Origin of the sequence: Gordonia insulae (assembly GCF_003855095.1) — a bacterium.
Classification (GTDB): domain Bacteria; phylum Actinomycetota; class Actinomycetes; order Mycobacteriales; family Mycobacteriaceae; genus Gordonia; species Gordonia insulae.
The window spans coordinates 4,971,905-4,993,484 of the sequence record NZ_CP033972.1; the positions used below are offsets into that span (position 1 = coordinate 4,971,905).

Sequence of the window (21,580 nt, forward strand, 5' to 3'; positions counted from 1 at the left end):
GGCGAACCCTTGCCGGCAGAGTTCGTTCGCCGGCCCGACGGCAACTCCGGAAGCTCAGCGCTCCGGCCCGAATCGCCGTAGCAGGCCTCGGCCGATTCGGGTCGGCACCAACTCATCGGGTATCACGACTCCGGCCGACGGACTGTGCAGACGAAACACCAATGCCGAATCGACGTGCCGCACATCGGAGATCCGATCGACACCGAATGACTCCAGCAGTGGACCGAGGCGAACACTGATTCGCTGCGGACCGAAATCGGCGGGGCTGCGGCGCACCGACGACGAGAGCCGCTCGGTCAGAACATCGTCGGCGATGGCGCTGGTGTAGGTGATGCCGCCCCATTCGCGCTCCGACCGGACCGCACATGGTTCGGGGGCGCGTCGGGCTTCCGTCGGTCGGCGCGGTGACGGCGGCCGGGTGTGCCTCGTGACCGAGAGCAACTCCGCCGCAACCGATGCCGGCACCAGGTCGAGTGGCAACAGCAGCGTCGCCTCCGCGCCGCGCACGTGCAGGACGGACCCGATCCGGCGGACCCGGGTCACGTGCGTGCGTGCCACGGTGCGGTGGTGGCCGGCCCAACCGATTCCGATGACCTCCGGACCGAAATCGGCGAAGACCGGACTTCCCGACGGCAACTTCAGTCGCCACGCGCGGGGCGCGGTCACGAACAGCAGCGCGAGGGCGAAACCTGCCATCGTGGCCACACCGATGACCATGGACGTGCCCGCGAACACCAGTGGAGACCGGGAATCCATCAGGTGACCGTCGACTGCCGAGATCGCCACGGGCCCGAGTACGAGTGCCGGGATCAGGACCGCCCAGATCACACGATTACCGAGGTACTCGGCTCTGGCCATTGCTCCGATCATCGCCGGCGTCGCGATCGAGTGGACGCGGATGCCACCACCCGGAAGGGGCGTGGACCGAGGAACGGTCGAGCAGTAGGGGTCGGGAATCGCCATATCTCTTGGATGCCCGTCGACAGCGAGATGTTCCCGCAGACGGCGCCCGAACCGTTGCCGGCTCGATCGTCGGCGATACTGACAATCATGTCGAGCACCATCGAGACGGCCCCCGACGACCCCGCCGACTTCCGGGTCCACGTGGTCGCCGAGTCGATCAGGCTGTTCTCCGAGCAGGGGTACGAGTCGACCACCGTCGAACAGATCGCCGCGGCGGCGGGGATATCCCGACGGACGTTCTTCCGCCAGTTCGGTGCCAAGGAAGACGTCATCTTCGCCGACCACGAGGCGCTGCTGGCACAGGTGGCCGCGCACCTCGACACGGCCGACGACGATCCGTGGGTGGCCGTGTGCACCGCCGCCGAGCGGGTCTTCCTGCACTTTCGTGACACCCGTGAGCTGGCGGTACGCCGCTTCCAGGTGGTCCAGGAGTCACCGGCGCTCCGCGATCGCGAGCTCGTCACCACCTACCGCTATCAACGGCTGTTCGAGGACTTCCTGCGCCCGCGACTGCCTGCGGAATCGCCCGCACGCGTCGTCGCCTACGCGGCTGCGGTCACCGGCGCGCACAACTATCTGCTCCGGTCGATGATCCGCGGCGACGTCGACGCGACCATTGATCGGCTGCGTGCCGAGCTCGATCGGGTGCGGGCCGGTTTCATGGCGTCACCCGGAGTTCCGCAGTCGGCGTCGGCCGAGGTGGGAGGGGTGGTCACCGTGGTCACCTATCCGGCGGGTACCGCACCGGACGAGATCGCCCGCCGGGTCCGGGAACAACTGCGTGCAGATCGTCGGGATGGCAGACAATGAGAGAAACCACAGGACGCAAGATGGCACTGAGTGCCGGACTGCGGTAATATGAAACGAAACATTGGCACGCAGTGTCGCGCTTTCGGAGAGTGTGGACGCTGTGTCGTAAGGAGTGATCATGGGATTCGGTAACCCCGGCTTCAACGTCTTCGAACTGCCCGAGGAGCACGTCGCGCTGCGCGAGGCCATCCGCGCGCTCTCGGAGAAGGAGATCGAGCCGCACGCCGCGGACGTCGACGAGAACTCCCGGTTCCCGCAGGAGGCACTCGATGCCCTCGTGGCGTCCGGCTTCAACGCCATCCACGTGCCCGACGAGTACGACGGTCAGGGTGCCGATTCGGTCGCCGCCTGCATCGTGATCGAGGAGGTCGCGCGGGTCTGTGCATCGTCGTCGCTCATCCCAGCAGTCAACAAGCTCGGCACGATGGGTCTGATCCTCAATGGCTCCGACGAGCTCAAGAAGCAGGTACTGCCCTCGATCGCGTCCGGCGAGGCGATGGCGTCGTATGCGCTCTCCGAGCGTGAGGCCGGTTCCGATGCCGGGTCGATGAAGACCCGTGCACGCAAGGATGGCAGCAACTGGGTGATCAACGGCTCCAAGTGCTGGATCACCAACGGCGGCAAGTCGTCCTGGTACACCGTCATGGCGGTCACCGACCCGGAGAAGGGTGCCAACGGCATCTCCTCGTTCATGGTCCACAAAGATGATCCGGGCTTCACCGTCGGCCCGCTGGAGAAGAAGCTCGGCATCAAGGGATCGCCCACCGCGGAGCTCTACTTCGAGGACTGCACCATCCCGGAGGATCGCATCGTCGGCGACGAGGGCACCGGCTTCAAGACCGCGCTGCAGACCCTCGACCACACCCGCCCGACGATCGGCGCGCAGGCCGTCGGTATCGCGCAGGGTGCGCTCGACAAGGCCATCGAATACGTCAAGGACCGTAAGCAGTTCGGTCAGACGATCAGCAAGTTCCAGGGCGTCGAGTTCATGATCGCCGACATGGCGATGAAGGTCGAGGCCGCTCGTCTGATGGTCTACACCTCGGCGGCCCGTGCCGAGCGTGGCGAGAAGAACCTCGGGTTCATCTCTGCGGCATCCAAGTGCTTCGCATCCGATGTCGCGATGGAGGTCACCACCGACGCCGTCCAGCTGTTCGGTGGTGCCGGCTACACCCGCGACTTCCCGGTCGAGCGCATGATGCGCGACGCCAAGATCACCCAGATCTACGAGGGCACCAACCAGATCCAGCGCGTGGTGATGAGCCGCGCACTGCTGCGCTGAGGTTCTCCTCAACCATCTCGGTCCCGCTCTCCCTGTCGGGGGAGCGGGACCGAAATGTATGCGCGACAGAATGTTTTGTGTGGTCGAGGCTGTCGAGCGCCTCGATCACGGCAGGGTGTCTTGCGATCAAGCTGAACGCAAAGGTGCCGTCCCGCGCCGGTCGAATGGATGATTTGCGCCGGAGCCAGGGGATTTCGACTCGACGGTCCACCGACCGCGAGACCCCGGCTCCGGCCGACCATCTCATCATCCGAAAGTGACCGATGTCTGACCTTCGCAGTTCGATCGAGCAATCTGATTCCGCACAGCGACGGCGCTGGCCGTGGATCGCCGGTGCGCTGGCACTGGTGGCGATCGTGGTCATCGGCGTCGTCGTGGCCCGCGGAGGTTCCGGCGACACGGCAGCCGGAGGCGATGGCACCCCGGTCCGGGGCGGCACCCTGAACTTCTCCCTGATCGACTATCAGCGCAGTCCGGACCCCCAGTGGGGCACCAACTACGCGGAGTCCCTCATCGCCGGCAACGTCACCGACAAACTGCTCTGGCAGGACCCGAAGACCGGCGACGTCACCCCGTGGCTGGCGGAGTCGTGGACATACAACCCGGCGCTGACCGAGTTCACGTTCAAGCTCCACAAGGGGGTCACCTTCAGCGACGGTCTGCCGTTCGACGCGCAGGCGGTCAAGCTCAACTTCGACCAGTACATCAAGGGTGATCCAGCGCTCGGCATCACCCCGAACGGTGCCCCACTGTTCCCCGGCTACGTCGGCACCGACGTCATCGACGACCACACCGTGCGCCTGCGCTTCGAGCGCCCTCTCGCCAGTGCGCTGCAGGCGGTCTCGTTCACCGCCAACGCCGGGCCGGGCTTCCTGTCGCCGAATACGCTGCGGCTGTCCGCCGAACAGCGCTCGGCCGATGCCACCAAGGTGGTCGGCACCGGCCCGTTCGTCTACGAGAGCTGGAAGCCGCAGGTGGAGACCGTCCTGGCGCGGCGCAAGGGTTACGACTGGGCCCCGCCGGCGCTCAAGCACAAAGGCGAGGCCTACCTCGACCGCATCGTGTTCCGGTCGATCCCCGAGGCAAGCGTACGCACCGGGTCGCTGACCTCCGGCGCCATCGACGCCACGCTTGACGTCGGTACCACCGACGAGAAGGCCCTGATCGCACAGGGATACAAGATCATCTATCGCCCGGTGTCCGGCACCGCGATCTACTTCAACTTCAACTCCCAGCTGTTCCCGACCAACGACATAGCGGTCCGCAAGGCGATCCAACTCGGCTGGAACCGTGACTCCCTGACGAAGACCGTGCTCACGCCGTCGTATTCGGTTGCGTCATCGGTCCTGCAGCCGTCCGTGCCGGGCTATGCCGACTATCGCGGCTCGGTCGTCCGATTCGACCGGGACAAGGCCGCGCAGATCCTCGACGCCGCCGGCTGGAAGCCCGGCCCGGACGGTATCCGGGTCAAGGGCGGCAAACGGCTCGAGGTGAAGCTGCTCGGCATCAACAACCTGGTCGTCAACACGCCCGCCTATGAGTCGATCCAGCAGGACCTGAAGAAGATCGGGGTGGATCTGAAGCTGACCGTGGTGCCGATCCCGGATTACACCGCGCAGCAGGCGAAGGCCAAGACGGACTGGAACGTGGTGGCCGCCAACCGCTCCCGCAACGATCCGGCGGTGCTGAATCTGCAGTACAGCCCCGAACTCGGCAACGGCGCCTACATCGGTCCGGAGTCGCCGGGCATCGATCAGGCCGAGGTCACCAAGGTGCTCGGACAGATCGAGACCACGTTGGACCCCGCGCAGCGCGCGCAGTACACCAAGGCTGCGCAGGACCTCCTGCTGGAGAAGTACGCGCTGGTCAATCCGGTGTACAACCCGTCGCAGGTCATCGCCCACGCCGGCTACATCCACGGCATCGTCTTCGACGCGCAGTCCCGCAACTCGTTCGTCGCCGCCTGGAAGGGCGCAGCCGACGACAACCGCGCGGACGGCTGAGGCGTGGTCGGTTACGTCGCGGGGAAGGTGGGCCGGGCGGTGTTCGTCGCCTGGGCCGCCTTCACCGTCACCTTCGTCCTGCTGTTCGTGCTGCCCGCCGACCCGGTGGACCTGCTCTTCGACCCGGCCACCATCAACACGATCCCACCGGAGGTCAAGGAACAGGTCAGCGACAACTACGGATTCAATCAACCGGTTGTCCTGCAGTACTTCTCACGACTGTGGCAGGCCCTTCAGGGTGATTTCGGCAATTCGGTGCAATCCGGGAAGTCGGTGACCACCTCGATCGGCGAGGTGGTGCCGCACACCCTGGTCCTCGCATTCGGTGCACTGTTCCTCGCCATCATCATCGCCTTCGTGATCGCGGTCGTGGCCACGTCGACCCGGAACCAGTGGTTGCGCGGATTCGTCGAGGCCCTGCCCACCGCGGCGGTGTCGGTACCGGTGTTCCTGTCGGGCATTCTGCTGTTGCAGCTCTTCGCCTTCCGGCTCGGCTGGTTCCCCGCGTTCGGCGACGACGGATGGCGCAGCCTGGTGCTCCCGCTCGTGGCCCTGGCGATCCCGGTTGCCGGGCCGATCGCGCAATTGCTGGTGCGCAGCTTCGGCACCGAGCTGCAGTCCGGTTATGTCACGACCAGCAGGGCCAAGGGCGCCGACCGCACCCAGATCTTCACCCGTGACGTCTTCCGCAACGCCAGTCTGCCCGCGCTCACCATCGCCGGCGTCACGTTCGGCAATCTGATCGCCGGTTCCGTGATCACCGAGACGGTGTTCGCGCGGACCGGCGTCGGACGGCTCACGCAATCGGCGATCAGCACGCTCGACGTGCCGCTGGTCCAAGGTCTGGTGGTCTTCGTCGCGGTGACCTTCGCGGTCATCAATCTGGCTGTGGACCTGGTGTATCCGCTGCTCGACCCGCGACTGCGGGCCGTGGCCGCATCGACCGGCGGAAGGGCGTGACGCCATGACGTCGATCGATGTCGGTGCTGTCCGGGGCCTGCGCAGCGGTGACCGCACCGCAGCGGCGGCTCGTCAGCGGGTGGTGGCGTTCGTCCGCAAGCCGGTCCTCGTGGCGGCCTGGGTGATCGTGCTGATCGCCGTCGGCTGGGCACTCGTGCCCGGACTCTTCACCCAGTTCAGTCCGTACGACGGCAACCCGGACGCGAGCTTCCTGGGTCCGAGCGCCGAACACTGGTTCGGCACCGACCGGCTGGGCCGGGACCTGTACGCGCGCAGCGTCTATGGCGCGCGAACCACCATCGCCGCGACCCTGCTCGCGGTGCTGATCGCCTTCGGGGCCGGTACCGTTCTCGGTCTCATCGCCGGTTTCCGCGGTGGGTTCGTCGACACCGCGGTGATGCGTCTGTCCGACGTCTCACTCGCGATCCCCAGTCTGCTGCTGGCCATGGTCATGGTCTCGGTGCTGGGCTATTCGACCTACAACATCGCGCTGGCCGTCGGTATCTCGTCGATCGCGGCGTTCGCGCGGGTCATGCGTGCCGAGGTGATGACCGTCTCCTCGCGGGACTACGTGCGGGCTGCCGAAGGCCTGGGCGTGGGGCGGATCGCCATCGTCGTCACACATGTCGTCCCCAACGCGGTGAGCTCCGTGCTGGCGCTGGCGGCGCTCGAGATCGGTACCGCGATCCTGGCCGTCGCCGGCCTCGGCTTCCTCGGGTACGGCGCGCCGCCACCGGAACCCGAATGGGGAGTGCTCGTCGCGGAGGGACGCGACTACATCTCGCAGTATCCGTGGGTGTCGGTCATGCCCGGCATCGCACTCGCGGTCGTGGTGATCGCCACCCACCGGATCAGTGTCTCCTTCAGAAAGGGCCATGGCTCATGACGCAGACGGTACCGACCCTCGATGTTCGGGTCGACGGTGCAGAAGCCGACGCAATCGCGGACCCGTTGCTCGACATCGGCGACCTGGTGATCGAGTACCGCACCGATCGACGGTGGAACCCGGCCGTGCGCGGTGTGAGCCTGCGCGTCGAGCCCGGCGAATTCGTCTCGCTCGTCGGGGAATCGGGCTCCGGCAAGAGCACCGTGGTGTTCGGCGCACTCGGACAGTTGCCCGCCAACGCGCGCGTCACCGGCGGCCGTATCCGCTACTCGGACGTCGACGTCACCGGCTGGAACGACCGTCGGATGACCCGCGTGCGCGGCAACTACATCGGGTACATCCCGCAGGACCCGAACACCTCGCTGAACCCCGTCAAGAAGATCGGTCATCAGGTCGCCGAGGCCGTGCGGTTCAACGAGCCGGCCGGGCGGTTCGGCGGGACCGCCCGGCTGAACCAGGCGCGCTGGCGGGAAGCGGCGCTGGCGACGCTGCGCACCGCGGGCCTCACCGATGCCGAGCGGGTCTTCGACCAGTACCCGCATGAGCTCAGCGGTGGTATGAAACAGCGTGCGCTGATCGCGATAGCGCTCGCCGGTGACCCGAAGATCATCGTCGCCGACGAGCCGACCAGCGCGCTGGACGTGACCGTGCAGAAGGTGATTCTCGATCACCTGGTCATCCTGGGCGCCGAACTGGGCATCGGGGTCCTGCTGGTCACCCACGATCTCGGGGTCGCGATCGAGCGGTCGGACCGAATCCTGGTGATGCGCAACGGTGAGATCGTCGAGAGCGGCACGCCCGATGGCATCACGGAGCACGCGGTCGACGAGTACACACGTCGCCTGCTGGCCGCGGCGCCGGGCCGGCATGCCGGTCGGCTCACGCCGTCGCGTGCGACGGACGTCGCGGCCGACCCCGCCGGCGCGACGTCCACACCCGAGCCGGTGCTGGTCGCCGAGAACCTCAGCAAGACCTACCGTGTCCCCGGAGCGGGAAAGCGCGCCGAGTTCCACGCGCTCGACGGTGTCGACCTGACGGTGCTGCGCGGGACCACCCACGCGATCGTCGGCGAATCCGGCGCCGGCAAGTCGACGCTCGCGGGCATCCTGGCCGGGTTCACCAGACCGGACGGCGGCAGCGTGCGGGTCGGCGACGCCGACGTCACATCCGCCGGGCGCAAGCAGCTCCGGGAACTGCGCCGGGATCTGCAGTTCGTGTTCCAGAACCCTTACACGTCACTGGATCCGCGGTTCACCGTCGAGCGGTTGATCGCCGAGCCGCTGGTGGCCTTCGGCGTCGGCTCTTCGAGGCGCGCCCGCGCGGAACGCGTTGGTGAGTTGCTCGACGCCGTCGCGCTGGATCGCGATCATGCTCGCCGGCTCCCCCGGGAGCTGTCGGGAGGGCAGCGGCAACGTGTGGCGATCGCCCGTGCCCTGGCCCTCAACCCGGAGATCGTGATCCTCGACGAGGCGGTCAGCGCACTCGACGTCTCGGTGCAGGCGCAGATCCTGCAGCTGCTGGTCGACCTCCAGGCCGAGCTCGGTCTGAGCTATGTCTTCGTGACGCACGACCTGGGAGTGGTGCGACTCATCGGCGACCAGGTGACGGTGATGCGCAGCGGATCGGTGGTCGAGACCGGTGCGGTGGAGGAGGTGTTCACGACACCGGCGCACCCGTACACGCGGGAGCTGATCGCCGCGATCCCCGGTGTCGCCGGCACCGGCACACAGCTGTCGGCTCAGGCGTAGGCGGCCTGGAAGGTCAACCGGGCGTGCTGCTTTCCGGCCGCCGCGCGGAAGTCCTGCATCGCCCGGGGCATGTGGAAACCGTTGGTGACGATCAGCGCGCCGGTGGCGCCCATGTGCTTGAGCATCGCGACCGTGTTGGTGGCGTTGGCGACGGTGCTGGTCGACGCGCCCTCGTTGACCATCTGCCACATCGGGACGCCGCGTCGGATCAGGCCGACGTTCATGAACTGGGCCTCCGACACCGGCAGCCACCAGGTGTTGCCGCCGGACACGATCATCCGGTTGAACGGGTGGCTCAGCGCGAGGTTGGCGGCGACGTTCATCCGACGCTCCAGGATGGCCGGTGTCTGCCCGAAGGTGCCCATCTTGGCGCCGAGCACCACGATGTATCGCGTGGGCGGGCTCTGCCACAGGAAGACGCTGTTGGGCGACAACAGGTCGGAACTCCCGGCGCCGAGGCTGCCGGTGTCGGCCCGTGCCGGCGCGGCGACGGCGACACTCAGCACGGTGACGAGTGCGATCATCAGGGCGGCGATCCGTACACGCATGGCACGAGTGTACTAAAAGTTCTTTGGCGCGCTAAAGAACTGGCTGAACTGCGGCGACGGGCTGCTGGCAGGTGATGCAGTGGATGCCGCCGCCCCGCGCGAACAACGGTCGCGCATCGACGCTCACCACCCGGCGACCCGGGTAGGCGTCGCCGAGGATGCCGAGCGCCGTGTCGTCGCCGGGATCGTCGAAACTGCAGGCGATCACGGCGTCGTTGACAACCAGGTGGTTGATGTAGCTGTAGTCGACGAATCCCTCGTCGTCGCGCAGCACCGCCGGTGCGGGCACGTCGATGATCTGCCAGGCCCGGCCGGCCGCGTCGGTCGACGACGCGAACACCTCGCGCACCGTCGCCGACACCGCATGGTCGGGATGCCCGGGATCGCCCTGCGCGTGGACCAGCACCACGCCCGGGCTCGGGATGGCCGCGACGATGTCCACATGCCCACGGGTGCCGAACATCTCGTTGTCGCGGGTCAGTCCGTACGGCAACCACACCGCATGCGTGCTGCCGATGGTGCGGGCCAGTTCGGCCTCCACCTGTGCACGCGTCCACGCACTGTTGCGTCCCTCGCCGAGCTGCACCGATTCGGTCAGCAGGACGGTGCCCTCCCCGTCGACCTGGATGCCGCCGCCCTCGTTGATCATCGGTGAGTCGATGAGTTCGGCGCCGCAGAGCCCGGCGATGAGAGACGCGATCCTCTCGTCGCGGTCCCACCGCGCCCACTCGGCCGCACCCCAACCGTTGAACACCCAGTCGACCGCACCGAGCCGTCCGCCCTCGTCGACCACGAACGTCGGGCCGATGTCGCGGGCCCACGCATCGTTCAGCGGTGCCTCGACGATCTCGATCTCCGACGACAGGTGTCGCCGTGCCGCGGCGATCTCGCCGGGATCGACGATCACGGTGACCGGCTCGAACCCGACGATCGCATGCGCCACGGCCGCCCAGGTGCGCCGTGCCTCGTCCTGCTCGGCCTCGGTGTCGCCGAGGCTGTATCCGGGTGCCGGATAGGCCATCCAGACCCGTTCCTGGGCAACCCTTTCCGCGGGCATCCGCCAGGTCATGACCGACGTTCGCCCAGCGTGGTGTCGGCGACCGGGGCGACGAGCGGACCGTAGGTGTCCGGTCGTCGGGTGCGCAGGAACGGGAACAAGGTCAGCCAGTCGTGGCGCAGGTTCAGATCGAGGTCGGCCACCAACACGGCGGATTCGTCGCGCGGCGCCCGCACCAGCACCCGGCCGTAGGGGTCGCAGATGAACGACGACCCGTAGAAGGTGATCTGCCCCTCGTCGCCGTGTCGATTCGGCACGATCATGAAAGTGCCTGCGGTGATCGCATTCCCGGTGATCACGTGATGCCACAGCGGCTCGGTGTCGAAGTCCGGGAAGTCGGGTTCGCTGCCGATGGCGGTCGGATAGACGATCATGTCCGCGCCGGCCAGCGAGTAGGCGCGCGCCAACTCGGGGAACCACTCGTCCCAGCAGGTCGGCAGGCCGAGCGCGGCGCCGCCGAGGCCGTCCGGCCGGTAGACCGGGTACGGATCGTCGTCCGCGGGTCCGGGCCGGAAATACGTGTCCTCGTAATACCCACTGGTGACGGGGATGTGGAGTTTGCGGGTGCGCCCCACCAACTCGCCGGACGGGGACACCAGGATCGCGGTGTTGAATCCCAGGCCGTCGCCGACGCCATCGGTCCGCTCGTACACGGACGCGTGCACGTGGATCCCGTGGGTCGTGGCCATCTGCCGCGCGAAGGTGATCGTCGGCCCGTCGTCGAGGCTCTCCGCGTTCGCGGCGGCATCGTCACCGCCGCGCACGAACGCCGGATACCGCAGAAGGGTGATCTCCGGCAGGAAGACGACTCGCGCACCGAGGTCGGCGGCGGTCGCGATGCCGTCGGCGAGTTCCGCCGTGACCGCCTCGACATCGGGCTGCCAGCGGTGCTGGACGAGTCCGACACGCACCGGATCGCGGGTCGGCTCGTCGTAACGGCAGAGGGGAGGGGACGCCGAGAGGTCGGCGGTGGCGACGAACATGATGGTGGCCTTCGGGTTTCTGGCTTCAGGTGAGCGCGATGTACTTGACGGACAGGTACTCCTCGATGCCCTCGCTGCCACCCTCGCGGCCGATACCCGACTGCTTGACGCCACCGAAGGGGGCGGCCGGATCGGAGATGACCCCGCGGTTGACGCCGACCATCCCGGAATCCAGTGCCGCGGAGACCCGCATGCAGCGTTCGTGGTCGCGGCTGTAGAAGTACGATGCCAGGCCGTATTCGGTGGAGTTGGCCGCCTTGATGGCATCGGTCTCCGATTCGAAGGTGCTGATCACCGCGACCGGTCCGAAGATCTCACCGCGCGTGACCGTGGCGTAGGCATCCACCTGGTCGAGAACGGTCGCCGGGTAGAAAAAACCCTTGCCCTCGGGTACCTTGCCGCCCAACCGGACCCGCGCGCCGTCGGCGATCGCGTCGTCCACGGCCTCGGCGACCTTGTCGCGCTGCTTCGCGCTGACCAGCGGCCCGAGCGTGACGCCCGACTCGTACCCGGCGCCGAGCCGGACCGCGGCCATCTTCTCGGTGAGCTTGGCGGTGAACTCCTCTGCAACGCTCGACTGCACCAGGAATCGGTTGGCCGCCGTGCACGCCTCACCGCCGTTGCGCATCTTGGCCGCGAACGCGCCCTCGACGGCGGCGTCGATGTCGGCATCGTCGAACACCAGGAACGGCGCGTTGCCGCCGAGTTCCATGGATGTGCGCTGCACGCGTTCGGCCGCCTGCCCCAACAGGGTTCGACCCACCGGGGTGGACCCGGTGAAGCTGATCTTGCGGATGCGATCATCGGTGATGATCGCCGTCGACACGTCCCCGGAGAGCGTCGTCGGCAGGACCGACAACACGCCGGCGGGCAATCCGGCCTCGGCGAGGATCTGGGCCAGCAGCAGCATGGTCAGCGGTGTCTCATGAGCCGGCTTGACGAGCATGACGTTGCCGGCCGCCAGCGCGGGCGCGATCTTGCGCGTCCCCATCGCGAGCGGGAAGTTCCACGGCGTGATCGCCAGGCACGGACCCACCGGTGCGTGCGTGACGAGAATCCGTCCCGTGCCGGCGGGAGCGGTGGTGAACCGGCCACCGATCCGCACCGCCTCCTCGGCGAACCAGCGCAGGAACTCGGTGCCGTACTTGGTCTCACCCTGGCTGTCGGGCAGCGCCCGACCCAGTTCGAGGGTCATCAGCATGGCGAGGTCATCGGCTCGCTCGGTGAGCAGTTCGAAAGCGCGACGGAGGATCTCGCCCCGTTCTCGGGGAGCGGTGGCCGCCCAGTCGTCGGCGACCGCAGCGGCCTTGTCGAGTGCGAGCCGCGCGTCGTCGACGGTGGCGTCGGCGACCGAGATGAGTGGCTCCTCGGTGGCCGGGTCGTACACCGAGAACGTGGCGCCCGAACTCGACGGGACCGACTCCCCGTTGATCCACAGGCCGGTCGGCACACTCTTCAGGACGGCCTGCGGGTCCACAATGGTTTCGGTGTTGCTCATGTCAGATGCACATCCTTGCAAGAGTTGTCGGGAGGGCGGCGCGGGTCAGTCGTCGTGGTGGCAGCCGTGGGCGCCAGGTGACGGCTCGACGTCGAGCGCGGGATTGCGGTCGAAGAAGCCGAACGGCTTGAGCCAGAAGGAGACGGTGTCGGCCGGCATGACCGGCCAGTCCTCGGGACGGGTGATGTGGTGGATGCCGAACGTGTACCAGAGCACGACGTCGGTGTCGGCGATCGGCCGGTTGGCCTTGGTCCATTCGCCGAGCCCGGTGTCGTGATCGGACTGGTTGACGAATTCGCCTGCCGGCCAACGCTCGTCGGCCCGGTTCGGGGTGACCCACAGTGTGTGGCCGATCACGGTCGCGCGTTTGAAGATCGGCGATGCCGGGTCGAACATGGCCGGGAACGCGCCGGTCGGTACCAGCTTGTACGCGGGGTTGTGGCCGAGTGACGTGGTGACGTTGGTGTTGGCGACCTTCCACGCGCGTTGCGTCGCGAAGTTCATGTCCTGCTTGCCCTCGGCCTCGGTGCGCAGCGCGGTGGTCTGCTGTACCAGCGACAGGCCCAGCGGATTGCCGGGGCCCATCGGCTCGGCGACGGTCTCCGACGCGAACACCGTGTTGTCGGTGCCGTCGATGTCGAGGTCGAGACGGGCGACCAGGAAATGCTGGTGGAACGGCGCATACGTGCGGTTGTCGACGGTGGTGCCGTGCGGGTTCGACGTGACTCCCGGCGGCATCGGCGTGGTCACCATGATCCCCGTGGCACGCACCTCACATTCGATGTTGCCGTCCTGATAGAACCGCCAGTAGACGAGGTACTCGTAATTGGCAACGGTGACATGGAAACTCACGGTCAGGCGCCGCATCCGGCGCACCTCGGCGCCGGCGTCGTGATCGACGTGCTTCCACAGGACGGCGTTGTCCTCCTCGTGGATGCAGATGGCGTTGCTGATGGTGTACGGCTCCCCGGCGCTGTTGTGCATCACCGCGTCGAGATAGCGGATCTCGCCGAGGCAGTCGCAGCCCAGATCCAGCGACGTGGTCATGAACCCCAGGCCCCACTCGCCGATGTCGAATGCGGTGCGCCGGTAGTGGTCTTCGCAATGGTCCCGGTAGGGCACCACCATCTCCGCGAACGAGAGCCGGTGTGCGACCGATCGTTCCCGGCCGGCGTCGTTGTAGGTGATCGCGTGCAGGGTCATCCCCTCGCGATAGTTGAACCCGACGCGCAGCGACCAGTTCTGCCAGGTGAGCTTGTTGCCCTCGAGGGTGAACGACGGGCCGTCCGGCTGGGTGATCTCGAGCGGCTTGAGCGGCGGGCGGCGGGATTCATCTCGGATCCGCTGCGGGATGTGCCGCGGCACGTACTCGCCCATCACCTCGGGCTGGTCGTACCCACCCTCGGCGGCGGAATCCTCGATCCGCAACAACTCCATGGTGTTGACGTCGATCACGCAGTGCAGCCCGGCAATCGGATTGGCGTACGGATTCGATCCCTCGGCGTTGCGGACCCAGGTGTCCGACCAGCCCAGCCGGCGTCCCGCGAACTCCTCGGGGATCACCGCGCCACCGTAGGTCCACGTGTCCATGAACACCCGGTCCAGATCGGTGATACCCCGGTTGGCCAGGGCCGCCTGCACGTCCGGATGCGCCCTCAGCACGCGGTCGCACTCCTCGAACTCGTCGACGGTGAAGTTCGCCTGCACGCCGGGGATGTGCTCGAACGACTCGACCGTGCCGAGGCCGTCCGGGTCGCCGGTGAGGGTGATGAACGACTTGTAGGTCGCGTTCTCGCCGGAGTTCAGACAGATCACCACCGCCCGGCGTGGGGGAACGGTGCCGTCGGCGGTGTATGCCGTCAGCTCGGCCTTGCTCGGTTCGGCGAGTTCGATGGAGGCGATCCGCCAGCCGTCGCCGACGCCCTGCTCCCGGCCCAGCAGCGCGGCGACCGCGCGGAACTCGTCGGCGCCCAGCGGATCAAGCGGATGCGCGAAATCCGTGGCCGGGGTGGCGGTGTCGGTCATCGATGCGTTCTCCTTCTCAGGGGTCGAGCGGGTCTGTCGCGGATTCGCCGGTCAATCGACGGTGAGTGCGTCGCCGAGGATGTCGAGCGCCTCGCGCAGCAGATCGTCGCCGATCACCAGCGGCGGCAACAGTCGGAGGATGTTGCCGTGGGTGCCGCAGGTCAGCACCACCACACCGCGCGACAGCGCATGTGCGGCAGCGGCCTTGGCGAGCTCGGGATCGGGCTCGGTGGAGCCGGGCTTGACCAGCTCGACGGCGATCATCCCGCCACGGCCGCGGACCTCGCCGATCACGCCGCGTCCCTCGGCGGCGAGGGCCTGCGCCTTCGCCGACAGCGAGGACGTGACGATCTCGCCGATGTGTCGGGCGCGCGCGGGCAGGTCGAGTTCGCTCATCTGGTCGATCGCGGCCAGCGCGCCGGCGCAGGCCACGGGGTTGCCGCCGTAGGTGCCCCCGAGGCCGCCCGGGTGGACCGCATCCATCAGGTCGGCACGTCCGGTGACCGCCGCCAGCGGCATACCGCCGGCGATGCCCTTGGCCATGGTGATCAGGTCGGGCACCACACCCTCGTGATCGCAGGCGAACCAGTCACCGGTGCGACAGAACCCGCTCTGCACCTCGTCGGCGATGAAGACCACGCCGTTGGAGCGGCACCAGTCGGCCAGGGTGGGCAGGAAACCCGGTGCGGGGACGATGAATCCGCCCTCACCCTGTACGGGTTCGATGATCACCGCGGCCACGCTGTCGGCGGTGAGCTGCTTGTCGATCATGGTGATGGCCCGGTTCGCGGCGGCCACACCGTCGGTGCCGAGTTCGTCCCGGTAGGGGTAGCTCATCGGCATGCGGTAGATCTCCGGCGCGAACGGCCCGAAGTTGTGCTTGTAGGGAATGGATTTCGCGGTCAGCGCCATCGTGAGGTTGGTGCGGCCGTGATAGGCGTGGTCGAAGGCCACCACCGCATTGCGACCGGTGGCCAGGCGCGCGATCTTCACCGCGTTCTCCACCGCCTCGGCGCCGGAGTTGAACAGCACCGATCGCTTCTCGTGATCGCCCGGCGTCAGCTCGTTGAGCTTCTCGGCCACCGCGATGTACGCCTCGTACGGCGTCACCATGAAGCAGGTGTGGGTGAAATGGTGCGCCTGCGCGGCAACAGCATCGGCGACGGCCGGGTTGCTGGCTCCGACCGTGGTGACCGCGATGCCCGATCCCAGGTCGATCAGCGAGTTGCCGTCCACGTCGACGATGACGCCACCGTCGGCGTCGACGGCGTAGACGGGGACAGCCGAACCGAGCCCCGCGGCGACCGCGGATCGTCGGCGCGCGGTCAGCTCAGCGGAGCGTGGCCCGGGCAGGTCGGTGACCAGGTGCCGCTTCTGCGGCAGCCGGTGGGTGATGGTGGTCATCTGGTCCTCACTCGATGTTGCTCATGACGTGCTTGACGCGCGTGTAGTCCTCGATGCCGTAGAGGGACAGGTCTTTCCCGTGCCCGGAGTGCTTGAAACCGCCGTGTGGCATCTCGGCGACGAGCGGGATGTGGCAGTTGACCCACACGCAGCCGAAGTCCAGCGCGCCCGACATCCGCATCGCGGTGCCGTGATCGCTGGTCCACACGCTCGATGCCAGACCGAAGGCCACGTCGTTGGACATCTGCACGGCCTGGGCCTCGTCGGTGAACGGCTGGACCGTGATCACCGGTCCGAAGGTCTCCTCCTGCACCAGCTTGTCGTCCTGCCGGACGCCGGTGATGATCGTCGGCTCGATGAAGAAACCCTTGTCACCCTTACGCTTTCCGCCGGTCGCGACGGTCGCGTGTGGCGGGATGTTGTCCAGGATGGACGTCACCTTGTCGAAGTGGTTCACGTTGTTCAGCGGCGGCACCGTGGCCTTCTTCGCCTCTTCGACCAGTCCTTCGACGACCTTGTCGTGGATGGACTCGTGCACCAGCACGCGGGTGACCGCCGTGCAGTCCTGGCCGGCGTTGAAGAAAGCGGCCGCGGCGATCGGTTCGATCGTCTTCTCCAGATCCGCGTCGGCGAACACCACGGCCGGCGCCTTTCCGCCGAGTTCGAGATGAGCGGTCTTGAGCTGCTGGGCGGCGGCGACGGCGACCGCGATCCCGGCGCGCACCGAACCGGTGATCGAGACCATCCGCGGCGTGGGGTGACCCACCACCGCCGCGCCGGTCTCCCCGTTGCCCAGGACGACGTTCAGCACACCGGGCGGCAGGATGCCCTTGCTGAGTCCGGCGAGGACCAGCGTGGACTCGGGGGTGGTGTCCGACGGCTTGAGGACCACGGTGTTGCCTGCCGCGATGGCCGGGGCGATCTTCCAGATCGCCATCATCAGCGGGTAGTTCCACGGCGTCACCTGGCCGATGACCCCCACCGGCTCGCGCCGCACGAACGAGGTGTGCCCGGCCAGGTACTCGCCCGCGGACTTGCCCTCGAGCATGCGCGCGGCGCCGGCGAAGAAGCGGATCTGGTCGGCGCCGACGGTGACCTCCTCGTCGGCGATCTGATCGTCGGGCTGACCGGTGTTACGGGCCTGGGCGGCGACGAGGTCGTCGGAGCCGGCCTCGATGGCATCGGCCAGTTTGAGCAGCGCCTTCTGGCGTTCGGACGGGGTCGTGGTGCTCCACGACGGGAACGCTGCCGCGGCGGCGGCCATCGCGGTGTCGACGTCGGCGGCGGTGGAAACCGGTGACACGGCGACCACGGATTCATCGATCGGGTTGATGATGTCGATCGTCTCCGTGGAGGTCGATGCGACGAATTCGCCGTTGATGTAGTTCTGCAAGACGGACATGGTGATCGGCCCTCGCGGTGAAGTCGGTGATGGAACTGTCGTGCTCGGTAAGCCCCAGTCTTCGCCTCATCGCCACATCGGGTGGCCTGCCAATGTGTACAAGGACTTTCCGACTTCGCTCCACGATGTCCATAGGTCGGTAGGGTTTGCGTATGACGACGGTCCGGTGGCTGTTGGCTCAGCGTCGCTTGCAGCTCGCACTGCGTGGCGGGGCGACGGGCCTCGATCGCCGCATGGATTGCGCCGTCTCGTCCGAGTTGGTCAACGCGGGAGAATGGCTGTCGGGTGGTGAGGTCCTGCTGACCACCGGGCTGCGGCTCGATGCCCGGGCCGATGCCGACGCCGACGTGCGCATCGGCTTTCTCCGGCATCTCGACGAGGTCGGCGTCGCGGCGGTGGGGCTCGGCGTCGGATTCGGATTCGACGAGGTGCCGGCGGACATGGTGGCGGCGGCGGACGAACTCGGACTGCCGCTCTTCGAGGTGCCGCTGCCGATCCCGTTCTCGGCGATCACCCGTGCGGTGCTCGAACAGATCGCGGCGCAGCGGTCATCTCGTCTGGTGGCGGCGACCAAGGCGCAACCCCGGATGACCCGTGCGGCCGCATCGGGTGGCTCGGCCGCCCTGGTGCGCGAGCTCGCCGAGGCCGTCGACCAGAACGTCGTGCTGCTCGACACCGGGCTCGCGGTGGTGGCGACGGCACCGCGCACCATCCCGGCAGCCGACCTCAACCGGATCCGCGATCTCGTGGTGCGCGACCCGGCATCGGCGGGCGCGGTCTGGATGACCGGCGACGCGACGATGACCGTCGCCCGCGTCGGCTCCGGCGGTCGCACCTTCGGTCACCTCGGGGTGGTGGGGCCGACGGCGCTAGACGACGTAGCGCGGATGCTGGTCGGCCACGCGATCTCGTTGCTGGCCATCGAACATGCGAAGCCGCGCCAGGTGGCCCGCGACGTCGTCGACCTCCACGACGACGCGCTGGCACTCGTGATCGACGGTGCAGGCGCGGCGGGACCGGGGTTGCATCGCATTCTGGGTCGGGCCGGCGACCGGTCGGGGCGCGTCCGGGCCGTGGTCTTCAGCTTCGCCGACGCCGAGGCGGCCACCCAGGGGCGACGGCGTCTCGTGGACGAACTCGAGCATCGATGGCGTCCGGTGTTCGCCCACCGCGACGGCTCCGACCTCATCGCCCTGCTGCGCGGGGACGACCATGTCGACTTCGTCACCGGGCTGCTGACGATGCTGAACACCACCGGTCCCGTCTCGGGCGGGATCGGCCCGGCGATGCAGCTGCGCGAGGTCGGGGAGTCGGTGCGGCAGGCGCGGCTGGCGTGCCGCTCGTCGGCCATCGGGCAGATCGTCGACCTGCACGGCAGCCGGTCGCTGCTCGCGATGGACCCGGTGCGCCGCGCGTTGACCGACGCCTTCGGGCAGCGTCTGGCGCCCGTCCTCGACCACGACGAGGAACACGGCACCGACCTGCGTGCCAGCCTGCTCGCGTTCCTGGAGGCCAACGGCAACTGGGGAGTGGCGGCGTCGGCGCAGGGCATCCATCGGCACACGCTGCGCCACCGCATCGAACGGATCGAGGACATGCTGCAGGTGGATCTCTCCGATGCCCGGACCCGGGCCGAACTGTTGCTGATGTTGTTGGGGGCCAGTGCATGAGGCGGGTCGTGCTGATCGTCGTCGCCGTGGTCGCGTTCGTCGTCGCAGGCTGCGCGACCAGCACGTCCGAACCCGAAGGTCAGTCGTCGTCGAGCACCGCATCGAGTGCCGCACCCGGCGGGCCGTCGCTGGTCAACCTCGGCGACTCGTTCAGTGCCGCGGCGGGAGTGCAACCGCTGGAGGCGGATTCGCCGGTGATGTGCTTCCGCTCGTCGCGCAACTTCGCCCATGTGCTGGCGGCGGCGCAGAGGTACCGGCTCGATGACGTGAGTTGCAGTGGCGCCGACACGTCGGATTTCTTCACCCCTCAATATGAGGGTGTGGCACCGCAATTGGATGCGCTCGACGCCGATGCGGACGTCGTCACGCTGATGATCGGGGGCAACGACAGTTCCGTCTACACCACCGCGATCGGCGCGTGCTCGGATGTCGCCGCGTCGGACCCGGCCGGCTCACCGTGCCGCGACGCACACGGATCGCAGTATGTCGACATCGTCCGGGACAGCACATACCCGGCGCTGGTCCGCGCGTTCACCGCAGTGCGGGCGAAGTCACCGGATGCACGGGTGCTCGCCGTCGGTTACCCGTGGATCCTGCCCGCGGACACCGGGTGCTATCCGACGATGCGCGTCGCGTCCGGCGACGTCGGGTACCTGCGGCGGCTGCAGGCGGTCCTCAACGACGCGATCGCCCGCGCGGCCCGACGCACCGGGGTGGACTACGTGGACATGTCGCGGGTGTCCGAGGGCCACGACGCGTGTGCGCCGGTCGGACAACGGTGGATCGAACCCCAGCAGGGCAACTCCGGCGCCTCCCCGGTGCACCCGAACGCCGCCGGCCAGCAGGCGATCGCGGATCAGGTGGCGGCCGCGCTCCGATAGGTGGAAACGGTCGGCCGGTCGGCCCGCATCACCCTGAGAGCAGCCTGAACGATTTGGGTCGCATCGTCGCCGTTTGGAACACTGGAGGCCGTGACCCGATCCGCTGATGTCGCCGCGCAGTCCGCCGCGTTGTTTCGACGCGCCACGCAGGCCATTCCGGGTGGCGTCAATTCCCCGGTCCGCGCGTTCTCCGCGGTCGGCGGCGACCCCAGGTTCATCGCCTCGGCGAAGGGCTGCCACCTCACCGACGTCGACGGCAACGACTACGTCGACCTGGTCTCCTCGTGGGGTCCGATGATCCTCGGACACGCCCATCCGGCCGTTGTCGAGGCCGTGCAGAAGGCCGCGGTGGGCGGCCTGTCCTTCGGCGCGCCGACCGAGGCCGAGATCGAGCTCGCCGAGGAGATCATCGATCGCGTCGATCCCGTGGAGCGCGTGCGCCTGGTCAACTCCGGCACCGAGGCCACCATGTCCGCGATCCGGCTGGCCCGCGGGTTCACCGGCCGGACCAAGATCATCAAGTTCGCCGGCTGCTACCACGGCCATGTCGACGCCCTGCTCGCCGACGCCGGATCGGGTGTCGCGACGCTCGGGCTGCCCACCTCGCCGGGCGTGACCGGCGCGTCCGCCCACGACACGCTGGTGTTGCCCTACAACGACCTCAAGGCCGTCGCGAAGGCGTTCGAGGAGTTCGGGCACGAGATCGCCGCGGTCATCACCGAGGCCGCCGCCGGCAACATGGGCGCGATCGCCCCCCACGACGGATTCAACGCCGGCCTGCGGGAAGTGACCCGCCGCCACGGCGCGCTGCTGATCATGGACGAGGTGATGACCGGCTTCCGGGTCAGCCCGTCCGGCTGGTACGGCATCGAGGGCGTGGCCGGCGACCTCTACACCTTCGGCAAGGTGATGAGCGGCGGCCTGCCCGCCGCGGCCTTCGGTGGCCGCGCCGACATCATGGAGTACCTCGCACCGACGGGGCCCGTGTACCAGGCGGGCACGCTGTCCGGGAACCCGGTCGCGGTGGCCGCCGGGCTCGCGACGCTGCGCCACGCCGACGCACAGACCTACACGGCGCTCGACGCCAACGCCGATCGTCTGGCCACACTGCTCACCGAGGCGCTGACCACCGAAGGTGTCGCGCACCGGGTCCAGAAGGCGGGTAACCTGCTCAGCGTCTTCTTCACCGAGCAGACCGAACCGCTCACCGACTACGCGGGCGTCAAGGCCACCGAGACCTGGCGATTCGCCCCGTTCTTCCACGCGCTGCTCGAGCGCGGGGTCTATCCGCCGCCGAGTGCGTTCGAGGCCTGGTTTGTCTCGGCGGCGCTGGACGAGGATGCTTTCTCACGAATCGCCGATGCATTGCCCGCCGCGGCGGCCGCGGCCGCCGCCGCCGGGAGCGGGGCCGATACGGATGCGCACGCCACGTCACCGGGGGAGAGCAAGTGACCAACACG

Annotated in this window: 17 protein-coding genes; 9 read left to right on the forward strand and 8 right to left on the reverse strand. The window is 68.0% G+C overall.

Features of this window, described 5'->3' with window-relative positions:
- Positions 1-54 precede the first annotated feature (54 nt).
- A complete protein-coding gene (locus D7316_RS22710) occupies positions 55-858 on the reverse strand; it encodes a hypothetical protein (RefSeq protein ID WP_124710278.1) in 804 nt (267 codons plus the stop codon).
- Between the two features lie 192 nt (positions 859-1,050).
- On the opposite strand from D7316_RS22710, the gene D7316_RS22715 reads away from it, so the two are divergent.
- From D7316_RS22715 to D7316_RS22740, 6 genes are all read left to right on the forward strand, one after another.
- Entirely contained in the window at positions 1,051-1,773 is a 723-nt protein-coding gene (locus tag D7316_RS22715) for a TetR family transcriptional regulator (protein ID WP_124710279.1), read from the forward strand.
- A 118-nt stretch (positions 1,774-1,891) separates the two neighbouring features.
- The gene (locus tag D7316_RS22720) at positions 1,892-3,055 is read left to right on the forward strand and encodes an acyl-CoA dehydrogenase (protein ID WP_124710280.1); all 1,164 of its coding nucleotides are present in this window, start codon (positions 1,892-1,894) and stop codon (positions 3,053-3,055) included.
- Positions 3,056-3,318: 263 nt separating this feature from the next.
- Positions 3,319-5,058 carry an ABC transporter substrate-binding protein gene (locus D7316_RS22725; RefSeq protein WP_124710281.1) on the forward strand — a complete coding sequence of 580 codons (1,740 nt, stop codon included), beginning with the start codon at positions 3,319-3,321 and terminating at the stop codon, positions 5,056-5,058.
- 3 nt (positions 5,059-5,061) lie between these two features.
- Positions 5,062-6,018, forward strand: a complete 957-nt coding sequence (locus D7316_RS22730) for an ABC transporter permease (RefSeq protein WP_124710282.1) — start codon at positions 5,062-5,064, stop codon at positions 6,016-6,018.
- 4 nt (positions 6,019-6,022) lie between these two features.
- On the forward strand, positions 6,023-6,904 hold the full coding sequence (locus D7316_RS22735; protein WP_124710283.1) for an ABC transporter permease: 882 nt from the start codon (positions 6,023-6,025) through the stop codon (positions 6,902-6,904).
- The gene (locus D7316_RS22740; RefSeq protein ID WP_124710284.1) at positions 6,901-8,652 is read left to right on the forward strand and encodes a dipeptide ABC transporter ATP-binding protein; all 1,752 of its coding nucleotides are present in this window, start codon (positions 6,901-6,903) and stop codon (positions 8,650-8,652) included. The genes D7316_RS22735 and D7316_RS22740 overlap by 4 nt, the downstream gene beginning before the upstream one ends.
- Here the strand turns inward: D7316_RS22740 and D7316_RS22745 are convergent.
- From D7316_RS22745 to D7316_RS22775, 7 genes are read right to left on the reverse strand one after another with little or no spacing between them, the layout of a single operon-like run.
- A complete protein-coding gene (locus D7316_RS22745; RefSeq protein ID WP_124710285.1) occupies positions 8,643-9,200 on the reverse strand; it encodes a YdcF family protein in 558 nt (185 codons plus the stop codon). The two genes, D7316_RS22740 and D7316_RS22745, sit on opposite strands and share 10 nt — an antisense overlap.
- Before the next feature lie 31 nt (positions 9,201-9,231).
- Positions 9,232-10,269 carry an agmatine deiminase family protein gene (locus D7316_RS22750; RefSeq protein ID WP_124710286.1) on the reverse strand — a complete coding sequence of 346 codons (1,038 nt, stop codon included), beginning with the start codon at positions 10,267-10,269 and terminating at the stop codon, positions 9,232-9,234.
- On the reverse strand, positions 10,266-11,240 hold the full coding sequence (locus D7316_RS22755; RefSeq protein ID WP_124710287.1) for a nitrilase-related carbon-nitrogen hydrolase: 975 nt from the start codon (positions 11,238-11,240) through the stop codon (positions 10,266-10,268). Before D7316_RS22755 ends, D7316_RS22750 begins: the two co-directional genes overlap by 4 nt.
- A gap of 25 nt (positions 11,241-11,265) precedes the next feature.
- A complete protein-coding gene (locus D7316_RS22760; RefSeq protein ID WP_124710288.1) occupies positions 11,266-12,738 on the reverse strand; it encodes an NAD-dependent succinate-semialdehyde dehydrogenase in 1,473 nt (490 codons plus the stop codon).
- A gap of 45 nt (positions 12,739-12,783) precedes the next feature.
- Positions 12,784-14,763, reverse strand: coding sequence for a primary-amine oxidase (locus tag D7316_RS22765; protein ID WP_124710289.1), 1,980 nt, complete (start codon positions 14,761-14,763; stop codon positions 12,784-12,786).
- A 51-nt stretch (positions 14,764-14,814) separates the two neighbouring features.
- Positions 14,815-16,167 carry a 4-aminobutyrate--2-oxoglutarate transaminase gene (gabT, locus tag D7316_RS22770; protein ID WP_124710290.1) on the reverse strand — a complete coding sequence of 451 codons (1,353 nt, stop codon included), beginning with the start codon at positions 16,165-16,167 and terminating at the stop codon, positions 14,815-14,817.
- A 7-nt stretch (positions 16,168-16,174) separates the two neighbouring features.
- Positions 16,175-17,569 (reverse strand): aminobutyraldehyde dehydrogenase, encoded by a 1,395-nt coding sequence (locus D7316_RS22775; protein WP_408610042.1) that lies wholly within the window; start codon positions 17,567-17,569, stop codon positions 16,175-16,177.
- 152 nt (positions 17,570-17,721) lie between these two features.
- Here D7316_RS22775 and D7316_RS22780 point away from each other — a divergent pair, with 152 nt between their 5' ends.
- The 3 genes from D7316_RS22780 to hemL all read left to right on the forward strand — a co-directional run bounded on the left by D7316_RS22780 (position 17,722) and on the right by hemL (position 21,572).
- Entirely contained in the window at positions 17,722-19,239 is a 1,518-nt protein-coding gene (locus D7316_RS22780; protein WP_124710292.1) for a PucR family transcriptional regulator, read from the forward strand.
- A complete protein-coding gene (locus D7316_RS22785; protein WP_124710293.1) occupies positions 19,236-20,120 on the forward strand; it encodes an SGNH/GDSL hydrolase family protein in 885 nt (294 codons plus the stop codon). The genes D7316_RS22780 and D7316_RS22785 overlap by 4 nt, the downstream gene beginning before the upstream one ends.
- Positions 20,121-20,210: 90 nt before the next feature.
- Positions 20,211-21,572: a glutamate-1-semialdehyde 2,1-aminomutase gene (hemL, locus tag D7316_RS22790; protein ID WP_124710294.1), complete on the forward strand. Its 1,362-nt coding sequence runs from the start codon at positions 20,211-20,213 to the stop codon at positions 21,570-21,572.
- The last annotated feature ends 8 nt before the right edge of the window (positions 21,573-21,580 follow it).

What these genes read in the sequence shown, in the direction of transcription:
- D7316_RS22720 (WP_124710280.1), top strand. Translation starts at nt 1,892, where the DNA reads ATGGGATTCGGTAACCCCGGCTTCAACGTCTTCGAACTGCCCGAGGAG.
- D7316_RS22765 (WP_124710289.1), bottom strand. Translation starts at nt 14,763, where the DNA reads ATGACCGACACCGCCACCCCGGCCACGGATTTCGCGCATCCGCTTGAT.
- D7316_RS22750 (WP_124710286.1), bottom strand. Translation starts at nt 10,269, where the DNA reads ATGACCTGGCGGATGCCCGCGGAAAGGGTTGCCCAGGAACGGGTCTGG.
- D7316_RS22780 (WP_124710292.1), top strand. Translation starts at nt 17,722, where the DNA reads ATGACGACGGTCCGGTGGCTGTTGGCTCAGCGTCGCTTGCAGCTCGCA.
- D7316_RS22775 (WP_408610042.1), bottom strand. Translation starts at nt 17,569, where the DNA reads ATGTCCGTCTTGCAGAACTACATCAACGGCGAATTCGTCGCATCGACC.
- D7316_RS22760 (WP_124710288.1), bottom strand. Translation starts at nt 12,738, where the DNA reads ATGAGCAACACCGAAACCATTGTGGACCCGCAGGCCGTCCTGAAGAGT.
- D7316_RS22735 (WP_124710283.1), top strand. Translation starts at nt 6,023, where the DNA reads ATGACGTCGATCGATGTCGGTGCTGTCCGGGGCCTGCGCAGCGGTGAC.
- D7316_RS22740 (WP_124710284.1), top strand. Translation starts at nt 6,901, where the DNA reads ATGACGCAGACGGTACCGACCCTCGATGTTCGGGTCGACGGTGCAGAA.
- gabT (WP_124710290.1), bottom strand. Translation starts at nt 16,167, where the DNA reads ATGACCACCATCACCCACCGGCTGCCGCAGAAGCGGCACCTGGTCACC.
- D7316_RS22745 (WP_124710285.1), bottom strand. Translation starts at nt 9,200, where the DNA reads ATGCGTGTACGGATCGCCGCCCTGATGATCGCACTCGTCACCGTGCTG.
- D7316_RS22785 (WP_124710293.1), top strand. Translation starts at nt 19,236, where the DNA reads ATGAGGCGGGTCGTGCTGATCGTCGTCGCCGTGGTCGCGTTCGTCGTC.
- D7316_RS22725 (WP_124710281.1), top strand. Translation starts at nt 3,319, where the DNA reads ATGTCTGACCTTCGCAGTTCGATCGAGCAATCTGATTCCGCACAGCGA.
- D7316_RS22710 (WP_124710278.1), bottom strand. Translation starts at nt 858, where the DNA reads ATGGCCAGAGCCGAGTACCTCGGTAATCGTGTGATCTGGGCGGTCCTG.
- D7316_RS22715 (WP_124710279.1), top strand. Translation starts at nt 1,051, where the DNA reads ATGTCGAGCACCATCGAGACGGCCCCCGACGACCCCGCCGACTTCCGG.
- D7316_RS22755 (WP_124710287.1), bottom strand. Translation starts at nt 11,240, where the DNA reads ATGTTCGTCGCCACCGCCGACCTCTCGGCGTCCCCTCCCCTCTGCCGT.